Raw genomic sequence first — 26,193 nt, forward strand, 5'->3', positions numbered from 1 at the left:
TGTTACTTTATATAATAGAAGATTTATCAGAATGGCACGAAATCATTTCCCGCGCCCTGCATTGGCTGAAAGTCCTGTCCCGAACTTGGTGCTGGGGCTTCGGTGTTAATCTTGGAAGAGAAATTCTGTCCTGCTCCGAAGTTGTAATCATCATCAATATTCTGGAAACGGGCAAATTCACTTTTGAAGCGTAGCAATACATCACCGGTTGCCCCGTTACGGTGTTTGGCGATGATAATCTCGGCCAGACCAATCAATGAGTTGCCTTTGTCGTCTTCCAGTATCTTGTAATACTCGGGACGGTGGATAAAACAAACCATATCGGCATCCTGCTCGATGGCTCCCGATTCACGGAGGTCGGACAATTGCGGGCGCTTTCCTTCTGCACCTGCACGGCCTTCAACACCACGGTTGAGCTGTGACAGGGCAATGATGGGGATGTTTAGTTCTTTAGCCAGTCCTTTCAATGAACGGGAAATCATACTCACTTCCTGCTCACGGCTTCCATAATTCATTCCGCTGGCGTTCATAAGCTGAAGGTAGTCGATGATTATCATCTTAATGCCGTGTTCGCGAACCAGACGGCGGGCTTTTGTCCTTAATTCAAAAACGGATAGGCTGGGGGTGTCGTCAATGTATAAAGGGGCATCGTATAGTTCTTTTATCTTAAAGTCGAGCTGCTCCCATTCGTAAGGCAATAGCTGGCCGTTCTTTATTTTCTCACCGGGGATTTCGCAGGTATTTACAATCAGACGGTTAACCAGCTGTACGTTTGACATTTCAAGGGAGAACAAAGCCACAGGATAGCCATAGCTTACCGCCATGTTTTTTGCCATGGACAGTACAAATGCAGTTTTACCCATCGCGGGACGGGCGGCTATAATAACAAGGTCGGAATTCTGCCAGCCAGATGTTATTTTATCCAGAGGCGTAAATCCGGTTTGTAGGCCACTAAGTCCCTCGGGACGGTTAGCCGCTATTTCGAGCAGGTTTAGAGCCTCTTTTATTACCGGATTGATCTGGGTTACGTCTTTCTTTACGTTGCCCTGAGAGATCTCGAAAAGCTTACTTTCGGCTTCCTGCATTAGATCGTCTACATCGGATGTTTCATCAAACGCTTTATTGGTGATCGTGGATGAGAAGGCTATAAGTTCCCTTGCCAGATATTTCTGGGCAATAATGCGCGCATGGAATTCGATATGTGCCGCCGATGCTACCTTCTCTGTTAATTGGGCTATGTAGACCGGCCCGCCAACTGTTTCCAGTTCACCGTCTTTTTTTAGTTGCTCCACAACCGTGAGCATGTCAATAGGTGCCTGGCGAACAGCCAGATCGACTATTGCCCTGTATATTATCTGATGTATGGTGTCGTAGAAACTATCTGGCTTTAAGATATCACTAACGAGCGAATACGCGTCTTTCTCGAGCATTAAAGCTCCGAGTATGGCTTCTTCCAGTTCTCTCGCCTGCGGCTGTATTTTGCCTATGTCGGGTAATAAATTTGTTTCTTTTGGTTTTCGTCTCCCCTGATTCTTATTATTTGCGTCAGCCATTTTACTTTATCCCTCCAATTTTTTATTCAAAGATAACAGAAATAACGTTCAAAGACGAGTTAAGTTTTAAACATGATGTTAATAAGTACGGGGATTTAAGAGGTAATTATTTCCTGTTCGTTGTTTTAAGTCATTGATGCTGTTGATAATTGATTGAAAACGGTACTGTTATTAGTGTTTAAGGATTATATTTGGCTTCTTTTAATATTGTCTGAGCATCTGTATCTATAATATTTTGCAGGGAAGCTCCTTTCTTTTTTGCATACAGCTCTACTATTTGCCAGCCTGTCCAGGCTCCGATCCTACCGGGGGAATCTTTTGATACAACGGCCGTATATGCACCATCATTTATAAAGCGGGTAATAACCATGTGATCGGTAGAATAGAGGTAGTTCTGTTTTACAATATTCTGCCAGATTGATTTTTCATTCTGTTTACACCAGTCAGACTGGCCTTTGGTATATCCAATGATATCCTCTGCTTTCTTCTCCGGCAGTAACAGGGACAATGCATATAGTATTTTCCCTTCGTATACCATCGCCGATAAGAGCGTCTGTCCTTCTACGTCAGATTTTACTATATCGCTCATCAGCCACGCTTTCAGGTAGTCCCTGACTATATATTCAGGCTGCATATGCTGGCGCTCGAATGGTTGGAAAAACTCTTGATACGCAGTGTAATTATTCCCCAGATATTTATCTATAGATATAGATATAAGATTGTTTACGATAATGGTATTTTCTCTGAAGCCTGATACATGCATGGCGAATCCGGGTAATTTTTTCTCCGGCAGATTTTCGGATACGAGTGAAGATACATTGGATAGCTCTTCTTCGTATGGAGTGACATTATCGAACGTATTTAGCGCATCCTTGTATATTTGCATCAGCGCGGGATGGGAGAAATAATCCCTGAGAGCAGGGAAGAAGGTCATAGGGTCACTGTTATCCATGGCTATACGCCCGAAAGCGGGAAGCAAGAGCGGATATTTATCTTTCAATCCGGATTCTTTTACGGCATCGGGTTGCTGAAGATAGTTATACACATCTTTATCAAAACGCATGATGGTTACTTTCTCCTGTTGCGATAGTCCGCTGTTTTTCATTGTTGTACCCGAGCATCCGATGAAAGACAGGATGATGAAAGTCAACAGATATGCTATATTTTTCATTTGTTCCCTTTTATGAATTCTTCTTTGCGAAGGTAATTTATATTTCTTAATTTTGTACCACTTTTACAAACCATATAATTAAAAACGCACAATATTATGCTTTATTTTAAAGAAGATATCCCCAATAAGGAGAGTAAGCTGATTTATATTTATAAGGGTATAACAGTAGTTCAGATGCAGAACGAAGTGGAAATGCTGATGCTGTCATTAGGCTACAAACATTTGGGGCAGGGATTATTCGAAAAGGGAAGCCGGGTGATGCGCTTGCTGTTCGGGGCATTTTGTAAATATTTTAAGTTCAGAGTGCATATAGAGGATTACAATAACGGCGAAGTGAAAGTGACGGTATCGAAAGATACGACAGGATTGTCGGGAGGTGCAATTGGCGTGAATCAGGTGAAAAACGAATTCTACAAATTGTCCCGGGCATTCCAAACAATATAATTAAAATGATGTTATAAGTCTTTGGATTTATAATATATAAAATATAATATTTGAATGATAACCATACTAGGCATAGAGTCGTCTTGTGATGATACTGCGGCAGCAGTTATCAGGGACGGTGTACTTCTATCGAATATAATTTCAAGTCAGAAAGTGCATGAAAGTTACGGGGGGGTAGTTCCCGAACTGGCTTCACGGGCACATCAGCAGAATATAATACCGGTTGTGGACCAAGCATTGAAAAAAGCGGGGGTAAACAAGGACGAACTGACGGCAATAGCTTTCACGCGCGGCCCCGGCCTGATGGGTTCACTGCTGGTAGGTACTTCATTCGCTAAAGGATTATCTTCCGCGTTGAATATTCCGATGATAGATGTAAATCACCTGCATGCCCATGTATTAGCTCATTTTATTAAAGAGGACAAGGACGATAACAGTCAGCCTCAATATCCTTTTTTATGCCTGTTGGTATCGGGTGGAAATTCCCAGATTATCCTGGTCAAATCATATAAAGATATGGAGATTATAGGCCAGACTATAGATGACGCGGCAGGTGAAGCCTTCGACAAATGCGCCAAAGTGATGGGGCTGGGATATCCGGGCGGACCTATTGTAGACCGTTTGGCTAAAGAGGGTGACGCTACTAAATTTAAATTTAATAAACCACATATTCCGGGTTATGATTATAGCTTCAGTGGTTTGAAAACTTCTTTCCTGTATTTGCTCCGCAATGAACTGAAAAAGGATACTGATTTTATAGAAAAGAATAAAGTCGACCTTTGTGCTTCTCTTCAAAAAACGATTATTGATGTATTGATGGAGCAATTACGTAAAGCGGCGAAAGATCTGCGGATTAAAGAAGTTGCCGTAGCCGGTGGAGTCTCAGCGAACTCGGGACTTCGTGCCGCTTTTGAAGATCATGCAAAGCGTTTCGGATGGAAAATACATATTCCTCCGTTTGGTTATACGACGGATAACGCCGCCATGATAGCTATGACCGGCTATTTCAAATATGAAGATAAAGATTTTTGCCCGATGGAAGCTGCTCCGTTTTCAAGGGTGGTGATGTGATTTAATGTGACAATGAGATAATGTGTCAATATGCCAATGTTCTAAGTGGGGAATTATGAATTTCCGCTATTAGCTTTTGCCGCGTTACACCATCAGCGCATTTATTTAAACTTATAATTCGACTATGTCCATGTATTTAACCATTATCCTCCTTGTAGTTGTCCTTGATTTTTTCTGGACGCAATATTTGGCATATCGGAACCGTAAACGTATGAGTCCCGTGATACCACCTCAGCTGGAAGGTATTTATGATAAGGACGAATATGCCAGACAGCAAGCTTATCAGAAAGTGAACAGCCGCTTTGGATTGTACACAAGCCTTTTCTCTTTTATCGTTATGCTGGTGGTCTTATTGTTCGGTATTTTCGGCTGGCTCGACGGGTTATTGAGACAATATATAGATAATGAAGTCGTTCTTTCTCTGGCTTTCTTTGGTATAGTATATATCGTGAATGATATTATTACTCTGCCTTTCGGTTATTATGCCACCTTTGTGATTGAAGAACGTTTCGGGTTCAATAAATCGACAAAAGCTATTTTCTGGCTCGACCAGTTGAAAGGTTTACTTTTGACTGCAGTTTTAGGTGGTATCATTCTTGCTCTTCTGGTATGGTTTTATGAAGCTTTGGGTACATACGCGTGGTTATACGCATGGGGTGCAGTGACCGTATTTTCTTTATTTATGACCTTGTTTTATTCCAATATTATAGTGCCTTTATTCAATAAGCAGACTCCGTTGGAAGATGGGGAGCTTAGGAATGCAATCGAGGCTTTTTCTCTGAAAGCGGGTTTTGCCGTAATGAATATCTATGTAATGGATGCTTCGAAACGTTCCAGTAAGGCGAATGCATATTTTACTGGCTTTGGCGCCAAGAAACGTATCGTATTGTTTGATACCTTAATTAATGACCTTACTACAAGTGAAATAGTCGCTGTATTGGCGCACGAAATAGGCCATTACAAAAAGAAACACACATTGCAGGGGATGTTTATATCCATCTTTTATACAGGAATAATCCTGTTTCTGTTATCATGGTTCCTCGATAATGAAGCTATCGCTGTGGCATTGGGCGGAAAGGAGGCTTCATTTCATCTGGGATTGATCGCTTTCTCTGTATTATTTACTCCCGTGTCGATGATTATAGGTCTGTTTTCGAGTATGCACAGCCGTAAGAATGAGTATCAGGCAGACGCCTATGCTGCTGGTTTCGGCTTGGCTGATTCATTGATAAGCGGATTGAAGAAACTATCAGTAAAATCACTGAGCAATTTGAATCCCGATCCGCTGTATGTGTTTTTCTATTATTCGCATCCGACTTTGTTGCAAAGGATGGGTGCGTTGCTGAAAATTGATAATAAAAAGTAGATTTTTATGCAGTATCATTAAACCTTTCAGTTTTATTATATTCATAATATAAACAGAGCTGAAAAACAGTTATTCATAATCTAAAAAATAATGCCTATGAAACGCTTTTATATAATCTTCATTTCGTGTCTGGTATTACTGCCAGTAAATATATATGCCCAAGGCGGAAAGAAAGAAAAGGTCAGTAAAGATATTTTCGGTAATACAATTATCGAAGATGAGGACGGTAATAAGACAACCATAAAGAAAGATATCTTCGGGAATACTGTAATTGAAGACAATAAGGGCAATAAGAAAACTATAAAGAAAGATATTTTTGGAAATACAGTGATAGAAGATAACAAGGGGAATAAAAAAACTATTAAAGAAGATATTCACGGAAATACAGTAATTGAAGATAATAAAGGAAATAAAACGACTATCAGAGAAGATATCTTTGGCGATAAAGTAATAGAGGATAATAAGGGTTATAGAAAAACGATAAAGAAAGATATTTTTGATAATACAATAATCGAAGACAATAAAGGAAACCGCACAAAGATAGGAAAAGACATTTTCGATAATACGGTTGTTGAAACAAACGGGAGAAAAGTCAAAATAGGCCGTGATATATTCGGTTATCTTCAATATGAGGAAAATAACAGAAGGAAAGCATATCTGAAAAAAGATATTTTTGATGCATGGATTTTCACAGATGATAATAACAATGAAATAAAATATTCCCAGGAGTTCTGGGCAGATATTCAGCGTGATTTCGGAGGTGATGAAGAAGAGACCTTTTTCTGGCTGATGGATATGTGCCGTGGATTGACGGACTACAAAGAAGAATATAAAGTCGATATTTTCGGCCACCTTCAATTCAGCAACAACCACAATGAAAGAGCATCATTGTCGAAAAATATTTTTGATGAGATGGTTTATGAAGACAGCAAAGGGAATAAAATGATATATCCGCAGAATTTCTGGAATAAGATACGTAAACATAGCTCAGATAAAAAAGTATTTATGGATCTCATACAGCGTTATCTGTTCGAATAAGGGAAATTTGAGTATACTACACTGTTAATATTGATAATAGTGTTGCATTTGTTATTTTTTGCTTTCGAATAACTCAGTCAAATATTGTGCCCTGTAAGGGTGAAGGATAGGAAAAGTTAGGGTGAAAGTGATAACAGGGAAAAAAGAGGAAATATAATCTTTTATAAAAATTGCATGTAACAAGTAAACCGATTCTTAATTCTTCATTATTCATTCTTAATTAATTCCTGTTACCTTTGTTACTTTTTAACAGTAAATCAAACAAAACTTGTACTCGTAATAACAGATAGAATAGAAATGAAAGCAGCAATAATTACAATCGGCGATGAAATCCTCATCGGTCAGATTGTCGACACCAATTCGGCATGGATAGCGCAGCAACTTACGCTTGCGGGGTTTGAAGTAGAAGAAATGCAGTCGATAGGGGACGACGCTCAACAGATAAAGGTTACTATAGACGAGGTTTTTACACGTGTAGACGTTATACTGATGACAGGTGGATTGGGCCCGACGAAAGATGATATAACCAAGAAAACGCTTTGTGACTATTTTGGTACGACGCTGGTCTTTGATGATACTGTTCTTGAGAATATACAAAATGTAATATCGAGTTTTACAACTTTAAATGAACTGACACGTAATCAGGCTTATGTGCCAAAGGATTGCACAGTGATACAGAATAGGGTAGGGACGGCTCCGATTACCTGGTTCGATTATATAGGTAAAGTCCTGGTGTCTATGCCGGGTGTTCCTTACGAGATGCGGTATGTAATGGACAATGAGGTAATCCCCCGCTTGCAGGCAAAATATGATCCGGATGCTTACCTCAAGCGTGTATTTATTGTAAAGGGGTATACCGAATCGGCACTTGCGATGTATATTGCCGATTTTGAAGATAATCTCCCTGAAGGTTTCGGATTGGCATATCTGCCTTCTCCCGGATTAATGAAGCTACGCCTGTTTGTAAGAGGACAGCATCGTTCGCCGGAGTTGGATGAGCAGGTGAGAAAACTTCAGAATATATTGGGAGACGCGATCTTGGCCGAGAAAGATATTACAGCAGAGAAACTGCTGGGAGAACGTCTCTTCGAAAGAGGATTAAGTCTGGGTACGGCCGAGAGCTGTACAGGGGGGAATATCGCTCATACCATTACTTCTATCCCCGGTTCGTCCCGTTATTTCAAAGGTTCGGTCATATCATATGCCAATGAAGAGAAGTTGAATATATTGCATGTCTCTCAGGTTTCTTTAGATCGTTTTGGTGCCGTGAGTGAAGCCGTAGCCGTTGAGATGGCCAGAGGAGCACAGAATGTTCTCAATGTGGACTGTTCTATAGCTACTACCGGTATTGCCGGCCCGGATGGCGGTACGGAAGAGAAGCCGGTAGGTACTGTCTGGGTTTGTACCACTTATAAGGATAAATGTGTGGCTCGGAAATATCAACTGGGACGATTCCGTGAAGCGAATATTGTACGTGCAACCAATATAGGAATGTTACAATTGCTGGAAATGCTCGAATGACAGTAAATTAATAAGTTTCGTGTTATTTTTCAATAAAATTATTGGTTTTAGCTTTTGTTTAATAAATTTATGAAGCTATATAGTGTTATTAATTTATATCCATGTTATATTTATAGAATAATACACACATACTCACAAACAATAATATATACTGCCTATGAAACTTAACGACGAATCTGGCAATAAGTCTGTAATAACCACGCGCTATGTCCTGGATGCCAATTCCCTGATTACGTATGTAGTATATGATGAAGATGGTGACTGGCAGTTCTTTAGCGATGAAGATATTACGGAAAGTGATGCCTGCGTAGTTTCTGTAAAACAAATATTGGAGCTGGATGATAGCCTTAACGAACTCGACCTGAAGCCGGGACAGGCGGCTGAAAGAAGCGATGCTGATGCACCATGGCAAACAATCAAGCAGAAGAGTAGCCGCGATAATTCTTTCTTGAAGGAAGATGATGATAATTAATGCTGAAGGTGATATCTATCTTATTCGGCAGTTGTTACTGATGGTTCATCGTTAATACAGGAGGCTTTTTGAAGATAAAAAGCGTAGCCTCCGCACGACATCCCGTCTGTGGAGACTACTTTGTAAACACAATCAATATTAAGTTTAGTCCTAATATTATCTCTTGTGAAGAACCCTTATTTCTTAGTACCCGACATGATGCCGGCATCTGTATCGTCGTTATTCAAGCGTTTGTTTGCAGCCTTGTACTGGCGTCCGAAATTCAGATTGAGCGTGAAGTTTACCATTAGTATCTGTCCCAGGTTGTCGGTATATACGTTTGAGACATTCGGTGCAAGCCGGGAATAGTTCTTGCTCCCTTGCGTATAATCTTTAGCGAACGGATTGAACATCCCTACAGCTACACTCCATTTTTCAGCATTGTATCCGGCCATCAGGACATGGAATCTCTCGCCTATATCCTGTGTCTCTGCCCAGTAGTTGTTCCATCGGGTCATCAGTTCAAAATTGAGGATCCATCGTTTGTAATTGGCCGTTAGTGATGTGCGCACCCGCCAGTTAGTATATGTGTGGGTGTAGTCATTTCCAAAGCTGATAAAGCGATTCAGTCCCGGTGATACGCTGAATGTGATATAGTCTTTCCATGGCTTCAATTTGAATGTGGTTTCCATATTTATACGATGGAAGCCTTTGTGGTTCACATTTGAGCGGACAAACTTTCCGTCTTCGAATGTTATCTGTTCCATAATCGGTTTGTGATCGTAGCTATATCTCATATAGAACTCGGCTCCGAATATACCTTTGTTGAATCCCGCGTTCAATGTATTGGAATAGAACCACACGGTTTGCAGGTTAGGATTACCTCTGCGGATTTGCAATGAATCTATCTCCTGCTCTACATTATTCAGGTCGGATAGAGACGGGGAATATCCTGATATATATCCGTTGTAGCGTATATAAGCATTGTCGTTTATGTTGTATGCCACGCGTAAAGTGGGGCGGAATATATACTTCTCGTTTTTGCTGTCTCCCTGGCTGTTGTATGACCGCATCATTCCCAGGCCCAATGTGTAGTTAAACTTGCTTTTTCTCCATTGGAACTCGCCGTAACCATATGTTTCGGCAAAGTTGAGGCCTATGTTTGTCGATACATTCCCATCGTATATATTGTTGGTATAGCTTTGTGTATGCTTTATCCCTCCTGATAGCTTCCCTGTCTCCAGTTTTTTCTCATATATACCTTCCATTATGAACGAGTATTTGTCTCCGGTTACCGATGAAAAGATATCTGTAGTCAGATACTCACCCCTGCGTTCTTCATACCGGCGGGTCGATTTGGAATCTATATATGTACCTACAGCATTGAATATGACCAGTTGGTCATTTTTTAGGTTACGCTGATAATACAAGTCTAAAGACGGTGTGTTATTATTCCATGTAGAGTGGTCCGATATGGTTAATGGTGTACTGTTATCAGACGAGTGTATAATACCATTCCTGTCCGAAAACTGATTCGGGGTCTTCTGATAATTGTATCTTAAAGTCGCATTAAAAAGGTACCTATCAGGTTCATTCAGATTATAGTTCAAAGCCATATTCAGGCGATCATCTTTAAATTTGGTGGGTTGTCCCTCTTCTATACGTTGCAGTGTTTTATCGGGCAGTACAAATGTCTCCTGATTTTCACGGGTCCAGTCTATACCTCGGCGTGACCAGTATGCATTAATTCCGAACTCTGATTTCTTGTTATTGACTTTTGCAGAAGCGAAGTTCTCTCCCCATCCCATGATGGATGGCGGAACATTTGCGAGGTTTGCAGAAACGTTTCCTCCCGATTCCCTGCGACGGGTAATATAATCGATTACGGCTGCCGCATTGTTATATCTCATTCCCGGATCGTCATGATACTCGATGCGTATAATATCAGCAGGCTGAAGTGCAACCACTTCGGCAATAGTAACTTCAACGCCATTGATTCGTAGTTGAACAGCGTCTCCTCCCGGTACGGTTACTGTATTATTTATCGGGTTGATAATTATACGTGACAGTTGCAGGTTGCGGAGCAGAGTCACACCGCTGTTGGATGCTTTTATCTGTGCGTCGGAAGGAACGATAATTTTCCTGTCAGCCTTTTGAATAACAGCATTTGCGGTTACAGTCACATCTTTGAGCGCTACATCCGAGGCTTCCAGCGGAATGCTGCCTATATCTGTATTTTTATTGACGTCGTTAACGGGTATATATGCTTTTCTATAACCTACAAATGCTGCGGATAGTATATAGTTCCCATTAGGTATATTGTTGAAGGCAAACAGTCCTTTTGTATCGGATGATGCTCCGGCAACGAATGTTGAGTCCTGTTTGAGTAAGGCAATGTTTACAAACTCCAGTGCATCGTGCGTATCAGTATCCACTATCGTACCCGATATTTTTACTTGTGCTGTTGATCTGGATGTTATGATAGCAAAAAGAATAAGCAGGATTAATAAACGTTTCATAATATCATTGTTTTACTTATTTTACTAATATTGATTTTGTTTATTGATATGACGGATACGGATGGAAAAAGGTTACAGGAAAAAGTGAATTAATCCGAAATTAATTTGTAAAGTATTATGAATAAATTGTTTATGATCTTATTAAAAACACAGGGTATCAGCTTGTTTAAATAAGTCTGCTAAAACTCCGGATTAAGAGGGAAATCTTCATACCTTTGCGTTCTGATTATATATAAATGAATACGGAAATTTCTCCCAAGAAGAATACTTTAGCTAAAGAAGAAAGATTGTGCAGTACAAAATCCATAGACAAGCTTTTTTCTTCGGGAGAGTCGTTTATTGCTTATCCTCTGCGGATCGTGTACTTTATAGAAGATGAGGCAGATATTGGAAATCAAATTGCTTCTATTCTGGTTAGTGTATCCAAGAAAAAGTTTAAAAGGGCTGTAAAACGGAACCGGGTGAAACGATTGGTTAAAGAGGCATACAGATTGAATAAAGGCGTGTTCCAGGATTTGTTACGCTCCGAAGGTAAGCGGATAGATATTGCTTTTTTATACCTTAAAAATGAATTGCCGGCATATGCTGAGATAGAGAAAGCAATATTAAAAACAGTAGCAGTATTATCCGAAAGGTTGAAAGGAGGAAAGCTATGAAGAGAATATTGTCATGGATTCTCCTGCTTCCTGTCTATTTCTACAAATACAGCATATCCCCGATGCTTCCGCCGTCGTGCCGTTATACGCCTACCTGCTCCGAATATGCTATACAGGCAATAAAGAAATACGGGCCATTCAAAGGATTTTGGCTGGCTGTAAAGCGAATTGCGCGATGCAATCCCTGGGGTGGTCATGGCTATGACCCTGTACCCTAAACAATACCCCTATTATAAATCTTATAATAGGGGCTTTACTCCTTTATTAAAATAAGAATTTATAGATTTATAGATTCTTTTTCCCTGATTTTGGCTATTTCTTTATCTGCTTTTTCCTGAGCTTTCAGTTTTGCTTTTTCCGCTTTTGCTTTTGCTTTTATAATTGCTTTTTCTCCGTCTTTTTCAGCTTTTTCTTCGCTTTCTTGCCTGTTTTTCTTAGCATCTTCCCTTGCCTTTTTTGCAGATTTTTCAATATCTTTTTCTACCTGTTTTTTAGCATTTTCTATTTCTTTCTGCATTTTTTTATCAGCATCCGCTGCGGCTTTTGCGGCTTTTGCTTTAATGTTTTCTATCGAGGCGGAAGTTTTCTGACTAATTACAATATCCTGACTATATGCCGATGTGGCGATAACCATTGCTGTAAATGACAACAGACTTATAAATAACTTTTTCATAATTTCTATGTGTATAGTTTTGGTTTGTTGGTATAATTAAAATCTCTCTAAAATATGTGTATTTACAAATATAGGACAATTTATAATCAAAAAAGTTGCATCATTTATCTAAATTTGTCAATTATTGATTTGATTTTTCGTATGGCCTGTGATTATCATAAGATTACTTAACCCTTACCCAGTTTTGTGTACGTCCGAAAGCGGAAATACCCACATAGCCACGAACTTTTAGCTTATCGTTTCCATCAAGCGAGACAGTACATTTATAAAGCTTTCCATTCGACGGGTCAAGAATCTTTCCATCACTATATTCCTTGCCGTCTTTAGATAATCCTTTCAGTATTTCCAGACCTAAAACAGGCTTATCTTTATCGGTTCCGGAACAGTTTGTACATTTTATATTCTTCTTTGCAGGATTGAGTATTTCAATTACTTTTCCGTATATTTTACCGTCCCGTTCAGTTATTTCAACTATCGATTTTGCTTCTTTGGTTTCGTCATCGAATGTTTTCCATTTGCCTGTAACGCTTTGTGCATTAGCTGATAGTATGGAAATAAATAGTCCGGCTAATAATATAAATTTCAATTTCATCTTTTTATTTATTTAAAGTTGTTATTCGGTCACGAAAGTAATGAAAATAATAGTAATAGTTTCTTTTGAAACTATTAAAATTCAAAATCTTTAATGAATATAAGAATATCTAGTTTGTTATTGTTCATAATCAGTTGTTTACAGTCTACTTAGCTCTTCAAAGGAGATTTCAGTAAAATCAGAGATAATCTTTATCGTATTATGTAATAATGCTTCTTTAAGGAGAGAGCCTTTTAGGGCTATCACTTTCATGCCATTCAGATGTGCTGTCTCTATCGTATTTAAGGAGTTTTCAAATACAAAACAATCTTTTGGCTCAAAACCCAATTCCTTTGCAGCCAACTCAAAGCCCGATATTGAAGATTTGAATTTGGATAGATTTTCGATAGATACAATTGTATCCATTGTGCTATTCAAATCAGTTTGTTTAAATACATTATCTAATTTAGTCTGGCTGGAATTTGTTACCAATCCTATTTTTATCCCATTCTTTTTTAGGTTCTCAATAAACTGTTTGAGTCCTTTTACCTCGTGAATTTTCAAATTGGCTTCATGTGCTTTCAGTTCATTTATTAATCTGTGTCTCTCATCTTCGGAAAGGTGAGAGAAGTATTTAGTAAGAATGTCATGCAGGCTTTTCCCGTTTACAACTTGTTCCGGATTTGCTGTTTCCGAGCCGTATTTATCGCCAAGGTATTTCCATATGCTTTTGTTCTGGGATTCACTGTCTATCAGTACTCCATCGAGACCGAATAATACACAAAACTTATCTTTCATTTTATTATGATTTATGGGTAAATACTATTATAGTAAAACAGATTACTGATTCAGTAAGTTTATTAACTGATTTAATATTAACTGATATTGATTTACGGACCATTGATGGATATAAGAAAAATCCTGCGAATCTCACGACTCACAGGATGAATTTTTACACAAACTTTACAAAACTACACTTACAACCTTATCTGGTTGTATATATTTAGAATGTTTCTTCAATAATCTAATTCAGTCAGATGAACTTTTTTCATAATTCTTGCCTATCTGCCCGGTATTCAGAAGGTGTCATTCCGGTATGCTGTTTGAAGAATCTACCCAGCGAAGCCTGATTGGAAAATCTGGTTTGGGATGCTATCTGTTGGATATTTAGTGATGAATTTTTCAAGTATGACTTTATATCCAATACCACATATTCCGAAATCCAATCCTTAGCCGGCCTGCCACTTACATCTTTTATTACCGATGTCAGATATTTTGGCGTAATACAGAGCTTTTCGGCATAGAATGCTACATCTTTATATTCTTTATAATGCTTCATCACCAGCATGAAATAGTCGTATGCCAGCTCCTCTTTCCGCGCGTCCATTTTGGATTTACCCGATAGGAGATCCGTCTTGTAATTATTGTATAAGTCGAGATAAAGTAGTCTCAACAGACTAATTATATACTCTCTGCGGAATAGGAAATCTTTCGACCCGGCTCTTTTGTAAAGCAGATTAAAGAACTCCATAAATTTGCCTATTTCCGCCCGCTTTAGTTCATAATGAAGCTTATTTCTCATATAAATGAAAAATTGAGGAGAGAAGCGGGAAATACCACTCAAAGTGTCATTAAACAGTGCTTGTGAGATAATGAAATAATTTACCGTAAAATCTTTACTTATTTCATTAATAGCCACTAACTGACAAGGTAAGAGTATAACAAGCTCATTCTCTGCGAGACGGTACTTCTTTGTATATACTGTTATCTCCGCACTTCCTTTAGTACAAAAAGCAACAATTCCAAACTGAATGGAAGATTGATGAGAAGTGACAGGTATATGCTGGGCATCTCTGAATATTTTAAAATCTGCTTCTAAAGACGGAATATTCTCTATTACATCCTTCATTGTCTATGTCTATTGTCTTTTCTGCGTGCAAATATATAATATCATTTTTTATATTGCCGGATTTGTGGATATTTAGTGTAATATTGCAGAAATCTGGTATTATTATGGGTAAACACAGATGAAGGCCAATTTGTTTAGAATAAGATGAAAGGATGGTGTTTTTGCCTTTAATTGTATATAAATAAGTGTATTATCCTTCTTTGAATAGAAGGGTATTTAGGTTAGCGGTTCGCAATAGGTTTTATTTACTACACATTCGCGCATAGATGCTTTATTTGTGAAGTTGCGGGAGATGTTTTGTGTATTTTATATTTCTTTAGAATCAACAATCTTAAAATTACCATCAGGTAGAATATAGTATCCAAATTGCGGTTTACCTTGATTTAACGTATTTATCATGCCTCCCAGTAACATTGCTACTTCATAGTTATCTATTGATGCTTCTTGAAAACTCCAGTAACCATACCATTTATTATCTTTAACTTGCCTGTTATAGTACCAATATCCCTTTCCTATAACCAAAATAATCGTTATAGAAGGATCTGTATAAAAAGAGGAATCATATTTCTTATATCGTTCAAGTTCCGTCTCTTTTGTAAGATCTGAGTCTAGAGCAAAATATAATCTATGGAGTTGAGGGTTATTGTTCATTGACCTTAACTCTTGTAGTTTTTTAAATTTATCAATTGTAGTTTTAATTTCAGTAGCAGTAGAAGTGGTTTTTACCTCTATTGCATATGAGACACATTCTATAGGATAAAATCCTTTATTGCCAAATAAGATTGGAGGTATATGATTGTTATTATATAGAAGAATATCTGTTTCGGATGACTGATTTCCTTGATAATCTTGTATTTGTCCGCTTCCTACTTCCCATTCATTAGGGAGATATTTAGATAAAAATTTACCGAAACCATATTCTCTTATATTTCCTTTTAGCCCTTCATGCTTGACACTATTAATAGCACTTGCTTCAAGCTTAAGGGTGGATATGTCACTTTTGATTATTTCTTGAAAGATAGAATTTGGCATATTTTGTAAATTTGAGTTCTTGAATAATTTCAAATATAAAAACTCCTGTCCATAATTGAGCAGGAGTTTTTAATACTATCTTTTCTGACCAAACTTATTCAGCCAGTAATATTTCCATTATCTGTACAGCAGCCTTAGTTACCGAAGTACCAGGACCGAAGATAGCAGCAACACCCGATTTGTAAAGGAAGTCATAATCCTGAGCCGGTATTACCCCACCTGCAATAACGATGATATCCTCACGTCCAAGTTTTTTCAACTCGGCTATAACCTGAGGCACAAGTGTCTTGTGACCGGCAGCAAGAGAAGAAACTCCAAGTACGTTTACATCGTTTTCCACAGCCTGACGGGCAGCTTCTTCCGGAGTCTGGAACAATGGTCCCATATCCACATCGAATCCGCAGTCGGCATAACCTGTTGCTACAACTTTAGCACCACGGTCGTGCCCGTCCTGTCCCATCTTGGCAACCATAATACGAGGTTGACGACCTTCTTTCTTGGAAAACTCTTCCACGAGCTTCTGAGCCTCATGGAATGTAGGGTCTTTTTTACTTTCTGATGAATACACGCCTGATATTGTTCTGATTATTGCTTTATAGCGACCTACGACTTCTTCGCAGGCATCGGATATTTCACCCAATGTTGCACGAAGGCGAGCAGCCTCAACTGCAAGTTCCAATAGGTTGCCTTTCTTTGTTTTCACACATTCAGTGATTGCAGCAAGAGCTTTCTTCACTGCTTCATTATCGCGTTTCGCTTTCAGATCGTTCAAGCGTTCGATTTGCTGACGGCGAACCTCAGTATTGTCCACATCGAGAATATCGATCGGGTCTTCTTTTTCCAAACGGTATTTGTTGATACCGATGATGGTCTGGCTACCCGAGTCAATTCTTGCTTGTGTGCGGGCAGCAGCTTCTTCGATACGCATTTTAGGAAGGCCGGTTTCGATAGCTTTAGCCATACCTCCAAGTTTCTGTATCTCCTGGATATGTTCCCATGCTTTGTGAACCAACTCATTAGTCAGAGTTTCCACATAATAAGAACCAGCCCAAGGGTCGATTTCTTTAGTAATATATGTTTCTTCCTGGATATATATCTGGGTATTACGCGCGATACGGGCAGAGAAGTCAGTTGGTAATGCAATGGCCTCATCCAGCGCGTTGGTGTGCAATGACTGAGTGTGACCAAGAGCAGAAGCCATTGCTTCGATACATGTACGGCCTACGTTGTTGAAAGGGTCCTGTTCAGTCAGCGACCATCCGGATGTTTGAGAGTGAGTACGGAGTGCAAGCGATTTCGGGTTTTTTGCGCCGAAACTTTTCACTATTTTAGCCCACAACAGACGTCCGGCACGCATCTTAGCTATTTCCATGAAGTGATTCATCCCAATAGCCCAGAAGAACGACAGACGCGGAGCGAATGCGTCCACATCGATACCTGCGTCGATACCTGCTTTCAGGTATTCCATACCGTCGGCCAGCGTATAAGCCAACTCGATATCCGCTGTTGCTCCGGCTTCCTGCATGTGGTAACCCGAGATAGAGATTGAGTTGAACTTAGGCATCTTCTGTGATGTATATTCGAAGATATCAGCAATGATCTTCATTGAGAATTCAGGCGGATAGATATATGTATTACGCACCATGAATTCTTTAAGGATATCATTCTGGATTGTTCCGGCCATTTCTTCCAGTTTAGCACCTTGTTCGAGACCTGCATTGATGTAGAATGCAAGTACAGGAAGCACGGCACCGTTCATTGTCATCGAAACGGACATCTGGTTCAAAGGAATACCATCGAACAACACTTTCATATCTTCTACCGAGCAGATAGATACCCCGGCTTTACCTACGTCGCCAACTACACGGGGGTGGTCGGCATCGTATCCACGGTGAGTAGCAAGGTCAAACGCCACGGACAGACCTTTCTGCCCTGATGCAAGGTTACGGCGGTAAAATGCATTTGATTCGGCAGCAGTAGAGAATCCTGCGTACTGGCGGATTGTCCAGGGACGCATAGCGTACATACCGGAATATGGTCCGCGTAGGAACGGAGGAAGTCCCGAAGCATAGTTGAGATGTTCCATGCCTTCAAGGTCTTCTTTTGTATAAACAGGCTTAACCGGGATCAACTCAGGAGTCATCCAGTTAGCTTCTATACCATTATCTGCAGCCCATTTTGCAGCATCTGTAGCTGCAAAACCTGCTTTGTTAATGTTTATATCTTTAAAATTTGGTTTCATTTTTTTAAATTTTAGCTACTTACTTAATTGATTCCCAGTTTAGCATTGAACATTCTTAATGTTTCAAGGACATTGCTCTTCACGTTAACGAAGTGCTCGATTCCCAGAGCTTTCAGTTCATCCATGCAAGCAGGAGCTCCCGCTACTACAAAATGCTCTTTACCGGCGATTAGCTTATAAGCTTCCGGTGCAAGTGTTGCATATTCATCATCACTGGAACAAAGAACGATAATATCGGCTTTCTTTTCGCGTGCGGCTTTCACTCCGGCTTCAACAGTTTCGAAACCTAAGTTGTCAATTACTTTGTAACCCGCACAAGCGAAGAAGTTACTAGAGAACTGAGCACGTGCAAGGCGCATACCCAGATTACCGATAGTAAGCATAAACACAGTAGGTGCACCATGTTTTTCGGTAGCTAAACGCATGCTTTCAAATGCAGTTGCCAGACGATCGGTAGGTAATGCGAGGTAAGGAGCGTCTTTAGAGCATCCGCAATCGTGGCTTTCTTTTTCTACAATTTTGCTTTCTGCTTTTTCTGTGAAATTAGGAAACTGGTTGGTTCCCAATAGTATCTCACGACGAGTAGCCAAACCTTTGAAGCGTGCATCGGCCGATGCTTTCACTGCAGTCTGTACTGTTCCGGCCTTCAAAGCTTCATAGAATCCTTTTTCGTCTGTTTCAAGGAACAGTTTCCACGCCTGTTCTGCGATAGACTTAGTAAGGTTTTCTATATAATATGAACCTGAAGAAGGATCGGTGATTTTATCGAAGTGACATTCTTCTTTCAATAATAACTGTTGATTGCGGGCAATTCTTTCAGAGAAATCATCCGATGTTTTATATGTTTCATCGAACGGGCGTACTGTAAGTGAATTAACTCCTGCAATCGTCGCAGACATAGCTTCTGTTTGAGTACGAAGCAGGTTTACATGCGCATCGTATATTGTCTTGTTGAATGTAGATGTTTGTGCATGTGCGTATATTTTAGACGCACAGCGGCAAGTACCATCTTCTGCTTTGTTAGGGCAATCATGGTTGCATATAGGTTTGTAAGCATCGACTATTTCGGCCCATAACCAACGTGCAGCACGGAATTTTGCAATTTCCATGAAATAGTTTCCTCCGATACCGAAGTTGAATTTGATTTTCTTTGCTACTAATGTAGCATCCAGACCAGCCTCAACAAGAGCGCTTAATAGCTGGTTACCATTAGCCAGTGCATATCCGAGTTCCTGATAGATGTATGCACCACCATCATTTGTAGCATGTGCATTTACGGCCAGTACGCGGAAACGAGGCAGTGGGGCAGCAGCTTTCACTATTTCAGCAGCTTTTTCTACCCATCCTTCTGCATCACGACCTTTTTTCAAAAGTGGTTTGAATGGATCGTAATTTACCGAGCCGAAACATTTCAGCAGGTCTGCGCCCGATTCTTTGTAGTATTCTACAAGGATTTTTGTTAATTCGAGCGACTTCCGGTAACATGTACTGAAATTAAGTTCTACAGCTTCCGGTAAAATGTCTTTCAATAGAGTCCTGATATTTTCTGCATTCACATCATCTCCATCGATAGAGAAGCCAAGTGATGTAATACCTTTGTTTAATACGTCAAGAGCTTTCGCATTGGCAGCCTTGAAGTCATTAACGCAGATATCCTGACGTGTATACCAGTCATTGTCTTTCTTGGTACCACGTACATATGGAAACTCACCCGGAAGAGAATCGGCTGTTGCCAGGCCTTCTGTATTCTCACTTCTGTAGAAAGGGTTTACGTTAAACCCTTCATTTGTTCTCCAAACAAGTTTTTTCTCAAAGTCGGCCCCTTTCAGGTCAGCCGTAATCTTAGCCATCCATTCTTCGGTAGATACCGGTGGAAAGTCTGAGAAAAGCTTTTCTTTTTGATTAGCCATGATTAATTTTTATTGTTTAATGTATATAGGTTTTATTGTAATCGTGTTGATTCTTAGTTGATTATATGTTATTTATCTATGTTCGCATAAATAATATTTATATGTGCTTACATTCAAATAGTTATACTTTTTAAAAATGCAGTACAAAAGTAAAGTATTTTGTTTGGTTAGTAAAGTTTTAAAGGCTAAAAAATCTAAGGAGTAATGTATAAATTGGTGTAATTGGTTAAAAGAGGTGTTAAAGTGTCAATGTAATATTAAAACAGCCTGGTTTCAGGATACAATAAATGAGTAGGTTAAATAGATATAATAATGAATATTATTACAGGGTACTCAAAGAAATGTGATACTGATAGATTGTTTTGGGAGGAGTATAATCCTTTTTCTGATTTGAATATTTTAGACTGTATTTACGTGTCATTAAAAGTTTAATTTTTGTAAAGATAGTCTTTTATTGATGCTTTTGTCTTTGAATAGATTTATTTGTGTCATATTATGTGTGTGATCTTGGGGTTTGTAGTGTTCGTGTTGCCAATAATATTTCGATTGTGACACAAATGTATACGTCAGTTTTGCTATAGAGCACATATCTTTGTTGAGAGATAAATAAGATAAATAGACAAATTCATTTTACGCCCCTTTGGGTATGTTCAGACTTCATTTAATACACATTATTTTAATAAATAAACTCAGTTTATTTAGTATTTTTTCTTCTAATAATTTGGGAGTTACACCTATTTTATTAGAGAGAGAGAGAGAGAGAATGAAATACTTATAAACTTCCCGGATTCGTTTTATATTACTTGCCAATTATTGCAATCTGGCGGGTATTATACGTCTTTCTATGTGCATACAGAACGTCTTAATATAGCTAACAATATTTATATTTACAAATCTGTCTTACTTTTAATGACTAGTTTTCATTTTTCAAAAATATATCAATTAATCCGGTGTGGAAAGAGATTTTTCGTAGATGCTTTTTTTTATAGCATTTACTATCAATGGTCTATGTCTTTAAATATATTGTCTTCGCTGCATTCCATGTTGCTTGTGAAAGTAGCAGGTGCAAGGTCTTTACCACTTGATATTCTTACTGCACCGGGTTTTTTACTAATAAATATTTATAAGAAATACATTAGATACTACATTGTAAACATAACACAAAATGAAACAAATAACTATTTTTATGAAGAAAGGTACAACTTTAAACAAACTGCTATTACTTTGTCTGGTAATATGTTTTTGCCAAATTACACATGCTCAAGTTACAATCGGTTCGGGTGAAATCCCGAATGCAAATGCTTTATTGGATCTTAAAGAAACGAGTACGGGAACATCAAGTAAGGGTCTCCTGCTGCCTCGTGTATCACTGACCTCAACAGCATTAGCCAGTCCATTATCTGCTCATGTAGCCGGTATGACCGTTTATAATACTGCTACAACAGGCGATGTGACGCCCGGACATTATTATAATGATGGGACTAAATGGGTAAAACTCTTTCCTGAAGTATCATCTGTGACTCCTAAGTTTTTTTATATGCCGTCAATTGTACTACCTACAGATACGGCTGATCCATCTTATAACTCAGGAACGCAGGAGTTCACCATTGATTTATATGCACTTTACGGAGAACAATTTGGGCTGACTAATTCTGCTTCCTCTGTCAAAGGTGCGGGAGCGACAACCTTACCTGTGTTGGCAAGTAATGCTTTGGAGTATTTCATTACCTATTATGATAATACGGTTTTCCAGAATATTACATTGAGTAATACCGGGGTTTTGAAATATAAACTATTTGCACAATTTACTTATTCCGAAAAAACATTTATGAACATTGTTTTTAAAGTTAAATGACAATTGTTTGTAAAAAATAAAGATTAATAAATTATGAAAATATTTTATATAGCAATATTTTGTCTGTGTACAATTTCTGCATATACACAGACCTCTGGGGTTAAAGATGCTAAACAGGAAACCAGCGGAAGCTATTCATTCCGTAGTGCTGCGATTAGTGTTCGTAATTATGAGACTAAAGCCGAGGTGTTTACCCATGCTTTTAATGATACTATTTCCCTGAAGGAAATGAAAGGATTGCCATTTCCTGTTCAGCCGGTATTTTTGTCGGTATATATACAGTCGGGGATGCTGTCTGCTTGTACTCTATGGAATAATCTGAAGGAATATAATGTAATAGATGAGGGTAGATTACTATTGCCAGCCAAAGAATCTGACGGAGACGGAAATGCGAAGCCCGAAGAAGATATATTCTCGATGTCATATTCTTTACCTCCCCAGTACACCTTGACTATAGAGGGAAATACAGCTACTTTTACTTTCCCCGAAATTTATGGTAACAGTCAGTACAATTTCACATTGGAGGGTACATTTACTATTATTTTAGTTAGAGACGAACCTTATAAAGACACATTATGACAAAACAAATCATTTATATATTCTCCTGTTTGTGCATAAGTTTACTCCTCTCACCACAAATCGGAGCACAGACTTGTAATACTAATTTCACTGTGAGCACTCAGATCAAGAATTCCACTTGTTTGTCTAATGGGGAAATTACCGTAACACTAGGAGGAGATCTTACCAATATATTTAATGTACAATACGGACTCAGTTCCCAAGGGGGATTCTCTATCAATCCGCAAAGTGACAATGTATTAAGAAATATACCTCCCGGCACATACGAATTGACAGTACGGGCTTTCTGTACAGTAGACAGCGAATACAGTACTGTTAAGAGTGTTTCAAATCTGGTGGTCGGAGGTACTTACAAGGTACCGGAAGTTTCACTTAACTCTGATGTTTCCCGAAAATCATATCAAGAGTGCAATACCGGTATTATTGCCCTGAATGTTACCAATGGTAGCGGGACTTTTACGTTTACTATTACTTCGGCGCCGGCAGGTGTAACGACACCCCAGGTAGTTACTCCTACAAAGAGTGGAAATGTTTATACTTTTCCTGGTCAAAACTATCCTGCAGGGAATTATACAGTGCAGGTGAGCGATGGATGTTATACATCGGTCAGGGATTTTACACTGGGAGCTATTACCGGATTTCCCGTTTTTACTAACCAGACTCAGACTTCTTTTCGTCCGGATGTAGATAATACTCAAGGTTCATGTGGTTATGTAAAATGGACTGCATCTTCAACTGAAGTTTCTACCAATCCGGACTATAAAAGATATTACAACGATACGATGTATGAAATAGGTGCTGCTCCTGCCGGACAGACACCAACTCACTGGACGAACTGGAACAGTACTGCTACCGGCGGGATATTATTGAACATATCTCCTAATACAATAGCTAATTTTTATACATCGAACAGTCTTGCAATTTATATACGTTTGAAAGGTTGTGATGACGTTTACAAAAGTTTTACTACTAATATAAAAAAGCCAACCTATTTTACTTATACTATGCGTGATCGCAATTGCGATAACTATACATATACAATGAGGGCATGGACTGATTATGATGGATTGTTTTGTTATCCATTAAATTTTGTAGTGAAAAAAACAACCGGGGGAGATGTAGTTTATAGTAACCCCAACTGGTTATATAATGTCAACTCTAATGATATAATGACTTTGGAGTATGATACTCAGTATACTGTAACATGTACAGACCAAAATGGTACGGTAGTTACTAGTTCCATTTCTGCTCTAAATCGAAACATTACATTTACCACCAATAGGCTTAATTGCGACAGTTATCAATTGGCTTATTATCTACCAAGCGGAACCCATAAATGTATACCTGTCGAGGTGACTATTACTGATCCCAATAATACAGTAGTATGTACTCAAACTCTTACTAATACTACGACAACCTATTCCTGTCCTTTGGAGTACGGCAAGACATATACCTTCACCGCAGTATATGCCGATGGTTTTACTTATACTACAACCCGTAATGTAGCATCCACATTACCGACAACCTATTCCCTGACTACATCTAGTTCATATGACGATAAATGTTCCGTAGATAGAGGAGGCCTATATATATCCGCAAATGCAAGTTGGCCAATAGGAACTACTTTGACAATAACGGGACCCGCAGGATATGTTTCACAAACGGTAACCACGACATCAACCTCTTCCTCTTATTATATGGGTACAACAAATTTACCTCCGGGTGTCTATACGCTTACAGCTAATCACGGCTGTGGCAATCCTGTTACTGCGACTCTCAATAACCCGGGTATATATAGTTACAAAGACCTTGGCTATAATGAGCAATTAACTTGTTCCGGAATGAAGATAACCCCGACCGGTAGTATAACATATAAAGGCAATCCAACGACTACATACTACCGCTTGACCAGTGGCCCTGCGGGATATGATAAAACAGTAATTGCTCCGGGGGGATCTTTCACTTTTTCCGGGCCGGGAACTTATGTATTAGGTATATTGACGGACAATAGTTCTACTGCCTGTGTTATTGGTAGTACTACAATTGTTTATACTGCTCCGCCTTTAGACCTCGATCCTAATGCTACTTCAGCATATGTATGCGTGGGAGGAACCACCGGGAACATTTCGGTGAAGGCTATGAACGGAGTTGCGCCTTATACATACCAGTTGTGGAATGCAGATAATACTGTAAAAATACCGGGTGTCACAGATATTACGACCAGCGGTATTGCCCATTTCACCTATGGACTTGCTGATGAGACTTATACTGTTCGTATCAACGACCAGTGCGGAAATGCATTTGAGCAGCAGATAACTATATCTAATCTTCAGACTGCAAAAATAGTATATGCGAGTACGAACCCTGTTTGTACAGGCGGGACGATACAGCTCAAATGTATCACTTTGGGAAATACCGATTATACATGGACAGGGCCTAACGGTTTCACATCCGATTTACAGAACCCGGCTATTAATAATGTACAGACTAATATGACGGGTTGGTACAAAGTATCGGTTACGCCGGAGTATTGCGGTATAGAGAAACTGGATAGTGTATACGTTACAGTGACACCACCTTTGGTACCAACACCGGGTACTGCAGACCAGACCGTAGAGGTATGCGTGCGTGAACAAACAACCTTAACGGCTGATGTGACAGGTGGGGAAGGATTCTATACTTACCAATGGCAATCAAGTACAAACGGTACGTCATGGTCTAATATAGCAGGAGCTACAAGCACTTCTTATGTGCCTCCCGTTCAGATAAAATCGGGAGTATATTACTACCGTAGGGTGACCACAGATACTACATGCGGTATAGTTTACAATCTGGTAACACTAAATGTAAAAGCCTGTTATATCCTTGTGAATCCGAATATCAGGACACGGGCAGGGAATAGATGATACATCTCATGAATAAATACGAAAAGGGGGGGACTTATTGCAAGTCCCCCCCTTTATTATTTATTTAACGGGGTATAACGATATATTAATAATAATTTTCAGGAAATATGGCACTAAGTTCAATATATATAGACCCGTCTCTATCACTGATGTGAACTTTATTCTCTCTGGACAGCCATCCGATAGCAAGGAGTATCAACGAATCTTTGTAATGCGTATAATCTCCGATTTGTCTTACTGAAAGACTACCTTTTGTTGACAGGAGACGCCAGATATTACCGGCGTTTGTTCCAATAGCATTATCCGTCATAGCCATAAGTTTAAAATGATTAAAAATCAATCGAAAAACTCTATATTGAAATAGAGGAGTAAGTAGTATTCCGGATAAACAATCCGTCACAAGGGCCTTTAAATACAAGTATAAGAATTTGTCCGTTACCGGTTGCCGGATATGGCGGACATGCGCGTTTCCTTCTACCCTTAAAGTTAAGAACATTTTCCTGTAATTCCAATAAATATAATCAAATTTTATAGATAATTTATTATATTTCATATCATTCCATGTTTTTTAGCACAGCGGATAACGATAAATGTAACTATTTTGTCAAATATCGCTATCAACTTTCAAAAACTTTATCTATAAGTAAAAAACCAATTTTACTTATATGAAAACGAGCATGAATAACAATTCACCAAAGTACATGATAATTTTGTTATGCGCGTTTC

21 protein-coding genes and 1 pseudogene are annotated in these 26,193 nt (G+C 39.0%); 11 read left to right on the forward strand and 11 right to left on the reverse strand.

Annotated features, from left to right (window positions below; all coding sequences use genetic code 11):
• Positions 1-26: 26 nt before the first annotated feature.
• The gene (gene dnaB / locus B3317_RS07355) at positions 27-1,553 is read right to left on the reverse strand and encodes a replicative DNA helicase (protein WP_291110179.1); all 1,527 of its coding nucleotides are present in this window, start codon (positions 1,551-1,553) and stop codon (positions 27-29) included.
• Between the two features lie 178 nt (positions 1,554-1,731).
• A complete protein-coding gene (locus B3317_RS07360; RefSeq protein WP_291110180.1) occupies positions 1,732-2,724 on the reverse strand; it encodes a DUF2268 domain-containing putative Zn-dependent protease in 993 nt (330 codons plus the stop codon).
• 96 nt (positions 2,725-2,820) lie between these two features.
• Here B3317_RS07360 and B3317_RS07365 point away from each other — a divergent pair, with 96 nt between their 5' ends.
• From B3317_RS07365 to B3317_RS07390, 6 genes and pseudogenes are all read left to right on the forward strand, one after another.
• On the forward strand, positions 2,821-3,168 hold the full coding sequence (locus B3317_RS07365; protein ID WP_291110183.1) for a hypothetical protein: 348 nt from the start codon (positions 2,821-2,823) through the stop codon (positions 3,166-3,168).
• A gap of 54 nt (positions 3,169-3,222) precedes the next feature.
• Entirely contained in the window at positions 3,223-4,239 is a 1,017-nt protein-coding gene (gene tsaD / locus B3317_RS07370) for a tRNA (adenosine(37)-N6)-threonylcarbamoyltransferase complex transferase subunit TsaD (RefSeq protein WP_291110184.1), read from the forward strand.
• A 124-nt stretch (positions 4,240-4,363) separates the two neighbouring features.
• Positions 4,364-5,605 (forward strand): M48 family metallopeptidase, encoded by a 1,242-nt coding sequence (locus tag B3317_RS07375; protein ID WP_291110186.1) that lies wholly within the window; start codon positions 4,364-4,366, stop codon positions 5,603-5,605.
• Between the two features lie 129 nt (positions 5,606-5,734).
• A pseudogene (locus B3317_RS18240) lies at positions 5,735-6,244 on the forward strand (hypothetical protein); the annotation flags it as partial.
• Positions 6,245-6,940: 696 nt separating this feature from the next.
• Positions 6,941-8,164, forward strand: coding sequence for a CinA family nicotinamide mononucleotide deamidase-related protein (locus tag B3317_RS07385; protein WP_291110190.1), 1,224 nt, complete (start codon positions 6,941-6,943; stop codon positions 8,162-8,164).
• A 157-nt stretch (positions 8,165-8,321) separates the two neighbouring features.
• Positions 8,322-8,636: a hypothetical protein gene (locus B3317_RS07390; protein ID WP_291110192.1), complete on the forward strand. Its 315-nt coding sequence runs from the start codon at positions 8,322-8,324 to the stop codon at positions 8,634-8,636.
• Positions 8,637-8,812: 176 nt separating this feature from the next.
• On the opposite strand, the gene B3317_RS07395 is transcribed toward B3317_RS07390, so the two are convergent.
• The gene (locus B3317_RS07395) at positions 8,813-11,134 is read right to left on the reverse strand and encodes a TonB-dependent receptor (protein WP_291110194.1); all 2,322 of its coding nucleotides are present in this window, start codon (positions 11,132-11,134) and stop codon (positions 8,813-8,815) included.
• Positions 11,135-11,370: 236 nt separating this feature from the next.
• On the opposite strand from B3317_RS07395, the gene rnpA reads away from it, so the two are divergent.
• The gene (rnpA, locus tag B3317_RS07400) at positions 11,371-11,790 is read left to right on the forward strand and encodes a ribonuclease P protein component (protein ID WP_291110196.1); all 420 of its coding nucleotides are present in this window, start codon (positions 11,371-11,373) and stop codon (positions 11,788-11,790) included.
• Complete coding sequence (yidD, locus tag B3317_RS07405; protein ID WP_044215300.1) at positions 11,787-12,008, forward strand: membrane protein insertion efficiency factor YidD; 222 nt, start codon at positions 11,787-11,789, stop codon at positions 12,006-12,008. Before rnpA ends, yidD begins: the two co-directional genes overlap by 4 nt.
• A gap of 59 nt (positions 12,009-12,067) precedes the next feature.
• Here yidD and B3317_RS07410 read toward each other — a convergent pair whose 3' ends face one another.
• The 7 genes from B3317_RS07410 to mutA all read right to left on the reverse strand — a co-directional run bounded on the left by B3317_RS07410 (position 12,068) and on the right by mutA (position 20,127).
• Positions 12,068-12,463, reverse strand: a complete 396-nt coding sequence (locus tag B3317_RS07410) for a hypothetical protein (protein WP_291110198.1) — start codon at positions 12,461-12,463, stop codon at positions 12,068-12,070.
• Between the two features lie 163 nt (positions 12,464-12,626).
• On the reverse strand, positions 12,627-13,055 hold the full coding sequence (locus B3317_RS07415) for a DUF2147 domain-containing protein (RefSeq protein ID WP_291110200.1): 429 nt from the start codon (positions 13,053-13,055) through the stop codon (positions 12,627-12,629).
• 138 nt (positions 13,056-13,193) lie between these two features.
• On the reverse strand, positions 13,194-13,832 hold the full coding sequence (locus B3317_RS07420) for an HAD family hydrolase (protein WP_291110202.1): 639 nt from the start codon (positions 13,830-13,832) through the stop codon (positions 13,194-13,196).
• Positions 13,833-14,082: 250 nt separating this feature from the next.
• Positions 14,083-14,943, reverse strand: a complete 861-nt coding sequence (locus B3317_RS07425) for a helix-turn-helix domain-containing protein (protein WP_291110204.1) — start codon at positions 14,941-14,943, stop codon at positions 14,083-14,085.
• Positions 14,944-15,249: 306 nt separating this feature from the next.
• Positions 15,250-15,975, reverse strand: coding sequence for a DUF6602 domain-containing protein (locus B3317_RS07430; RefSeq protein WP_291110207.1), 726 nt, complete (start codon positions 15,973-15,975; stop codon positions 15,250-15,252).
• 94 nt (positions 15,976-16,069) lie between these two features.
• Positions 16,070-18,217 carry a methylmalonyl-CoA mutase gene (gene scpA / locus B3317_RS07435; protein WP_291110209.1) on the reverse strand — a complete coding sequence of 716 codons (2,148 nt, stop codon included), beginning with the start codon at positions 18,215-18,217 and terminating at the stop codon, positions 16,070-16,072.
• 23 nt (positions 18,218-18,240) lie between these two features.
• Complete coding sequence (gene mutA, locus B3317_RS07440) at positions 18,241-20,127, reverse strand: methylmalonyl-CoA mutase small subunit (protein WP_291110211.1); 1,887 nt, start codon at positions 20,125-20,127, stop codon at positions 18,241-18,243.
• 1,165 nt (positions 20,128-21,292) lie between these two features.
• Here mutA and B3317_RS07445 point away from each other — a divergent pair.
• The 3 genes from B3317_RS07445 to B3317_RS07455 are packed head-to-tail and all read left to right on the forward strand — an operon-like array spanning position 21,293 to position 25,467.
• Positions 21,293-21,982, forward strand: a complete 690-nt coding sequence (locus B3317_RS07445; RefSeq protein ID WP_291110213.1) for a hypothetical protein — start codon at positions 21,293-21,295, stop codon at positions 21,980-21,982.
• A gap of 33 nt (positions 21,983-22,015) precedes the next feature.
• Positions 22,016-22,561 (forward strand): hypothetical protein, encoded by a 546-nt coding sequence (locus tag B3317_RS07450; RefSeq protein ID WP_291110214.1) that lies wholly within the window; start codon positions 22,016-22,018, stop codon positions 22,559-22,561.
• The gene (locus B3317_RS07455; protein ID WP_291110216.1) at positions 22,558-25,467 is read left to right on the forward strand and encodes a hypothetical protein; all 2,910 of its coding nucleotides are present in this window, start codon (positions 22,558-22,560) and stop codon (positions 25,465-25,467) included. Before B3317_RS07450 ends, B3317_RS07455 begins: the two co-directional genes overlap by 4 nt.
• A gap of 85 nt (positions 25,468-25,552) precedes the next feature.
• On the opposite strand, the gene B3317_RS07460 is transcribed toward B3317_RS07455, so the two are convergent.
• A complete protein-coding gene (locus tag B3317_RS07460; protein WP_291110218.1) occupies positions 25,553-25,783 on the reverse strand; it encodes a winged helix-turn-helix domain-containing protein in 231 nt (76 codons plus the stop codon).
• Positions 25,784-26,193: the final 410 nt, after the last annotated feature.

It is taken from the genome of Dysgonomonas sp. UBA7710, from assembly GCF_002482385.1.
Taxonomy (GTDB): domain Bacteria; phylum Bacteroidota; class Bacteroidia; order Bacteroidales; family Dysgonomonadaceae; genus Dysgonomonas.

What these genes read in the sequence shown, in the direction of transcription:
- dnaB (WP_291110179.1), bottom strand. Translation starts at nt 1,553, where the DNA reads ATGGCTGACGCAAATAATAAGAATCAGGGGAGACGAAAACCAAAAGAA.
- B3317_RS07360 (WP_291110180.1), bottom strand. Translation starts at nt 2,724, where the DNA reads ATGAAAAATATAGCATATCTGTTGACTTTCATCATCCTGTCTTTCATC.
- B3317_RS07365 (WP_291110183.1), top strand. Translation starts at nt 2,821, where the DNA reads ATGCTTTATTTTAAAGAAGATATCCCCAATAAGGAGAGTAAGCTGATT.
- tsaD (WP_291110184.1), top strand. Translation starts at nt 3,223, where the DNA reads ATGATAACCATACTAGGCATAGAGTCGTCTTGTGATGATACTGCGGCA.
- B3317_RS07375 (WP_291110186.1), top strand. Translation starts at nt 4,364, where the DNA reads ATGTCCATGTATTTAACCATTATCCTCCTTGTAGTTGTCCTTGATTTT.
- B3317_RS07385 (WP_291110190.1), top strand. Translation starts at nt 6,941, where the DNA reads ATGAAAGCAGCAATAATTACAATCGGCGATGAAATCCTCATCGGTCAG.
- B3317_RS07390 (WP_291110192.1), top strand. Translation starts at nt 8,322, where the DNA reads ATGAAACTTAACGACGAATCTGGCAATAAGTCTGTAATAACCACGCGC.
- B3317_RS07395 (WP_291110194.1), bottom strand. Translation starts at nt 11,134, where the DNA reads ATGAAACGTTTATTAATCCTGCTTATTCTTTTTGCTATCATAACATCC.
- rnpA (WP_291110196.1), top strand. Translation starts at nt 11,371, where the DNA reads ATGAATACGGAAATTTCTCCCAAGAAGAATACTTTAGCTAAAGAAGAA.
- yidD (WP_044215300.1), top strand. Translation starts at nt 11,787, where the DNA reads ATGAAGAGAATATTGTCATGGATTCTCCTGCTTCCTGTCTATTTCTAC.
- B3317_RS07410 (WP_291110198.1), bottom strand. Translation starts at nt 12,463, where the DNA reads ATGAAAAAGTTATTTATAAGTCTGTTGTCATTTACAGCAATGGTTATC.
- B3317_RS07415 (WP_291110200.1), bottom strand. Translation starts at nt 13,055, where the DNA reads ATGAAATTGAAATTTATATTATTAGCCGGACTATTTATTTCCATACTA.
- B3317_RS07420 (WP_291110202.1), bottom strand. Translation starts at nt 13,832, where the DNA reads ATGAAAGATAAGTTTTGTGTATTATTCGGTCTCGATGGAGTACTGATA.
- B3317_RS07425 (WP_291110204.1), bottom strand. Translation starts at nt 14,943, where the DNA reads ATGAAGGATGTAATAGAGAATATTCCGTCTTTAGAAGCAGATTTTAAA.
- B3317_RS07430 (WP_291110207.1), bottom strand. Translation starts at nt 15,975, where the DNA reads ATGCCAAATTCTATCTTTCAAGAAATAATCAAAAGTGACATATCCACC.
- scpA (WP_291110209.1), bottom strand. Translation starts at nt 18,217, where the DNA reads ATGAAACCAAATTTTAAAGATATAAACATTAACAAAGCAGGTTTTGCA.
- mutA (WP_291110211.1), bottom strand. Translation starts at nt 20,127, where the DNA reads ATGGCTAATCAAAAAGAAAAGCTTTTCTCAGACTTTCCACCGGTATCT.
- B3317_RS07445 (WP_291110213.1), top strand. Translation starts at nt 21,293, where the DNA reads ATGAAACAAATAACTATTTTTATGAAGAAAGGTACAACTTTAAACAAA.
- B3317_RS07450 (WP_291110214.1), top strand. Translation starts at nt 22,016, where the DNA reads ATGAAAATATTTTATATAGCAATATTTTGTCTGTGTACAATTTCTGCA.
- B3317_RS07455 (WP_291110216.1), top strand. Translation starts at nt 22,558, where the DNA reads ATGACAAAACAAATCATTTATATATTCTCCTGTTTGTGCATAAGTTTA.
- B3317_RS07460 (WP_291110218.1), bottom strand. Translation starts at nt 25,783, where the DNA reads ATGGCTATGACGGATAATGCTATTGGAACAAACGCCGGTAATATCTGG.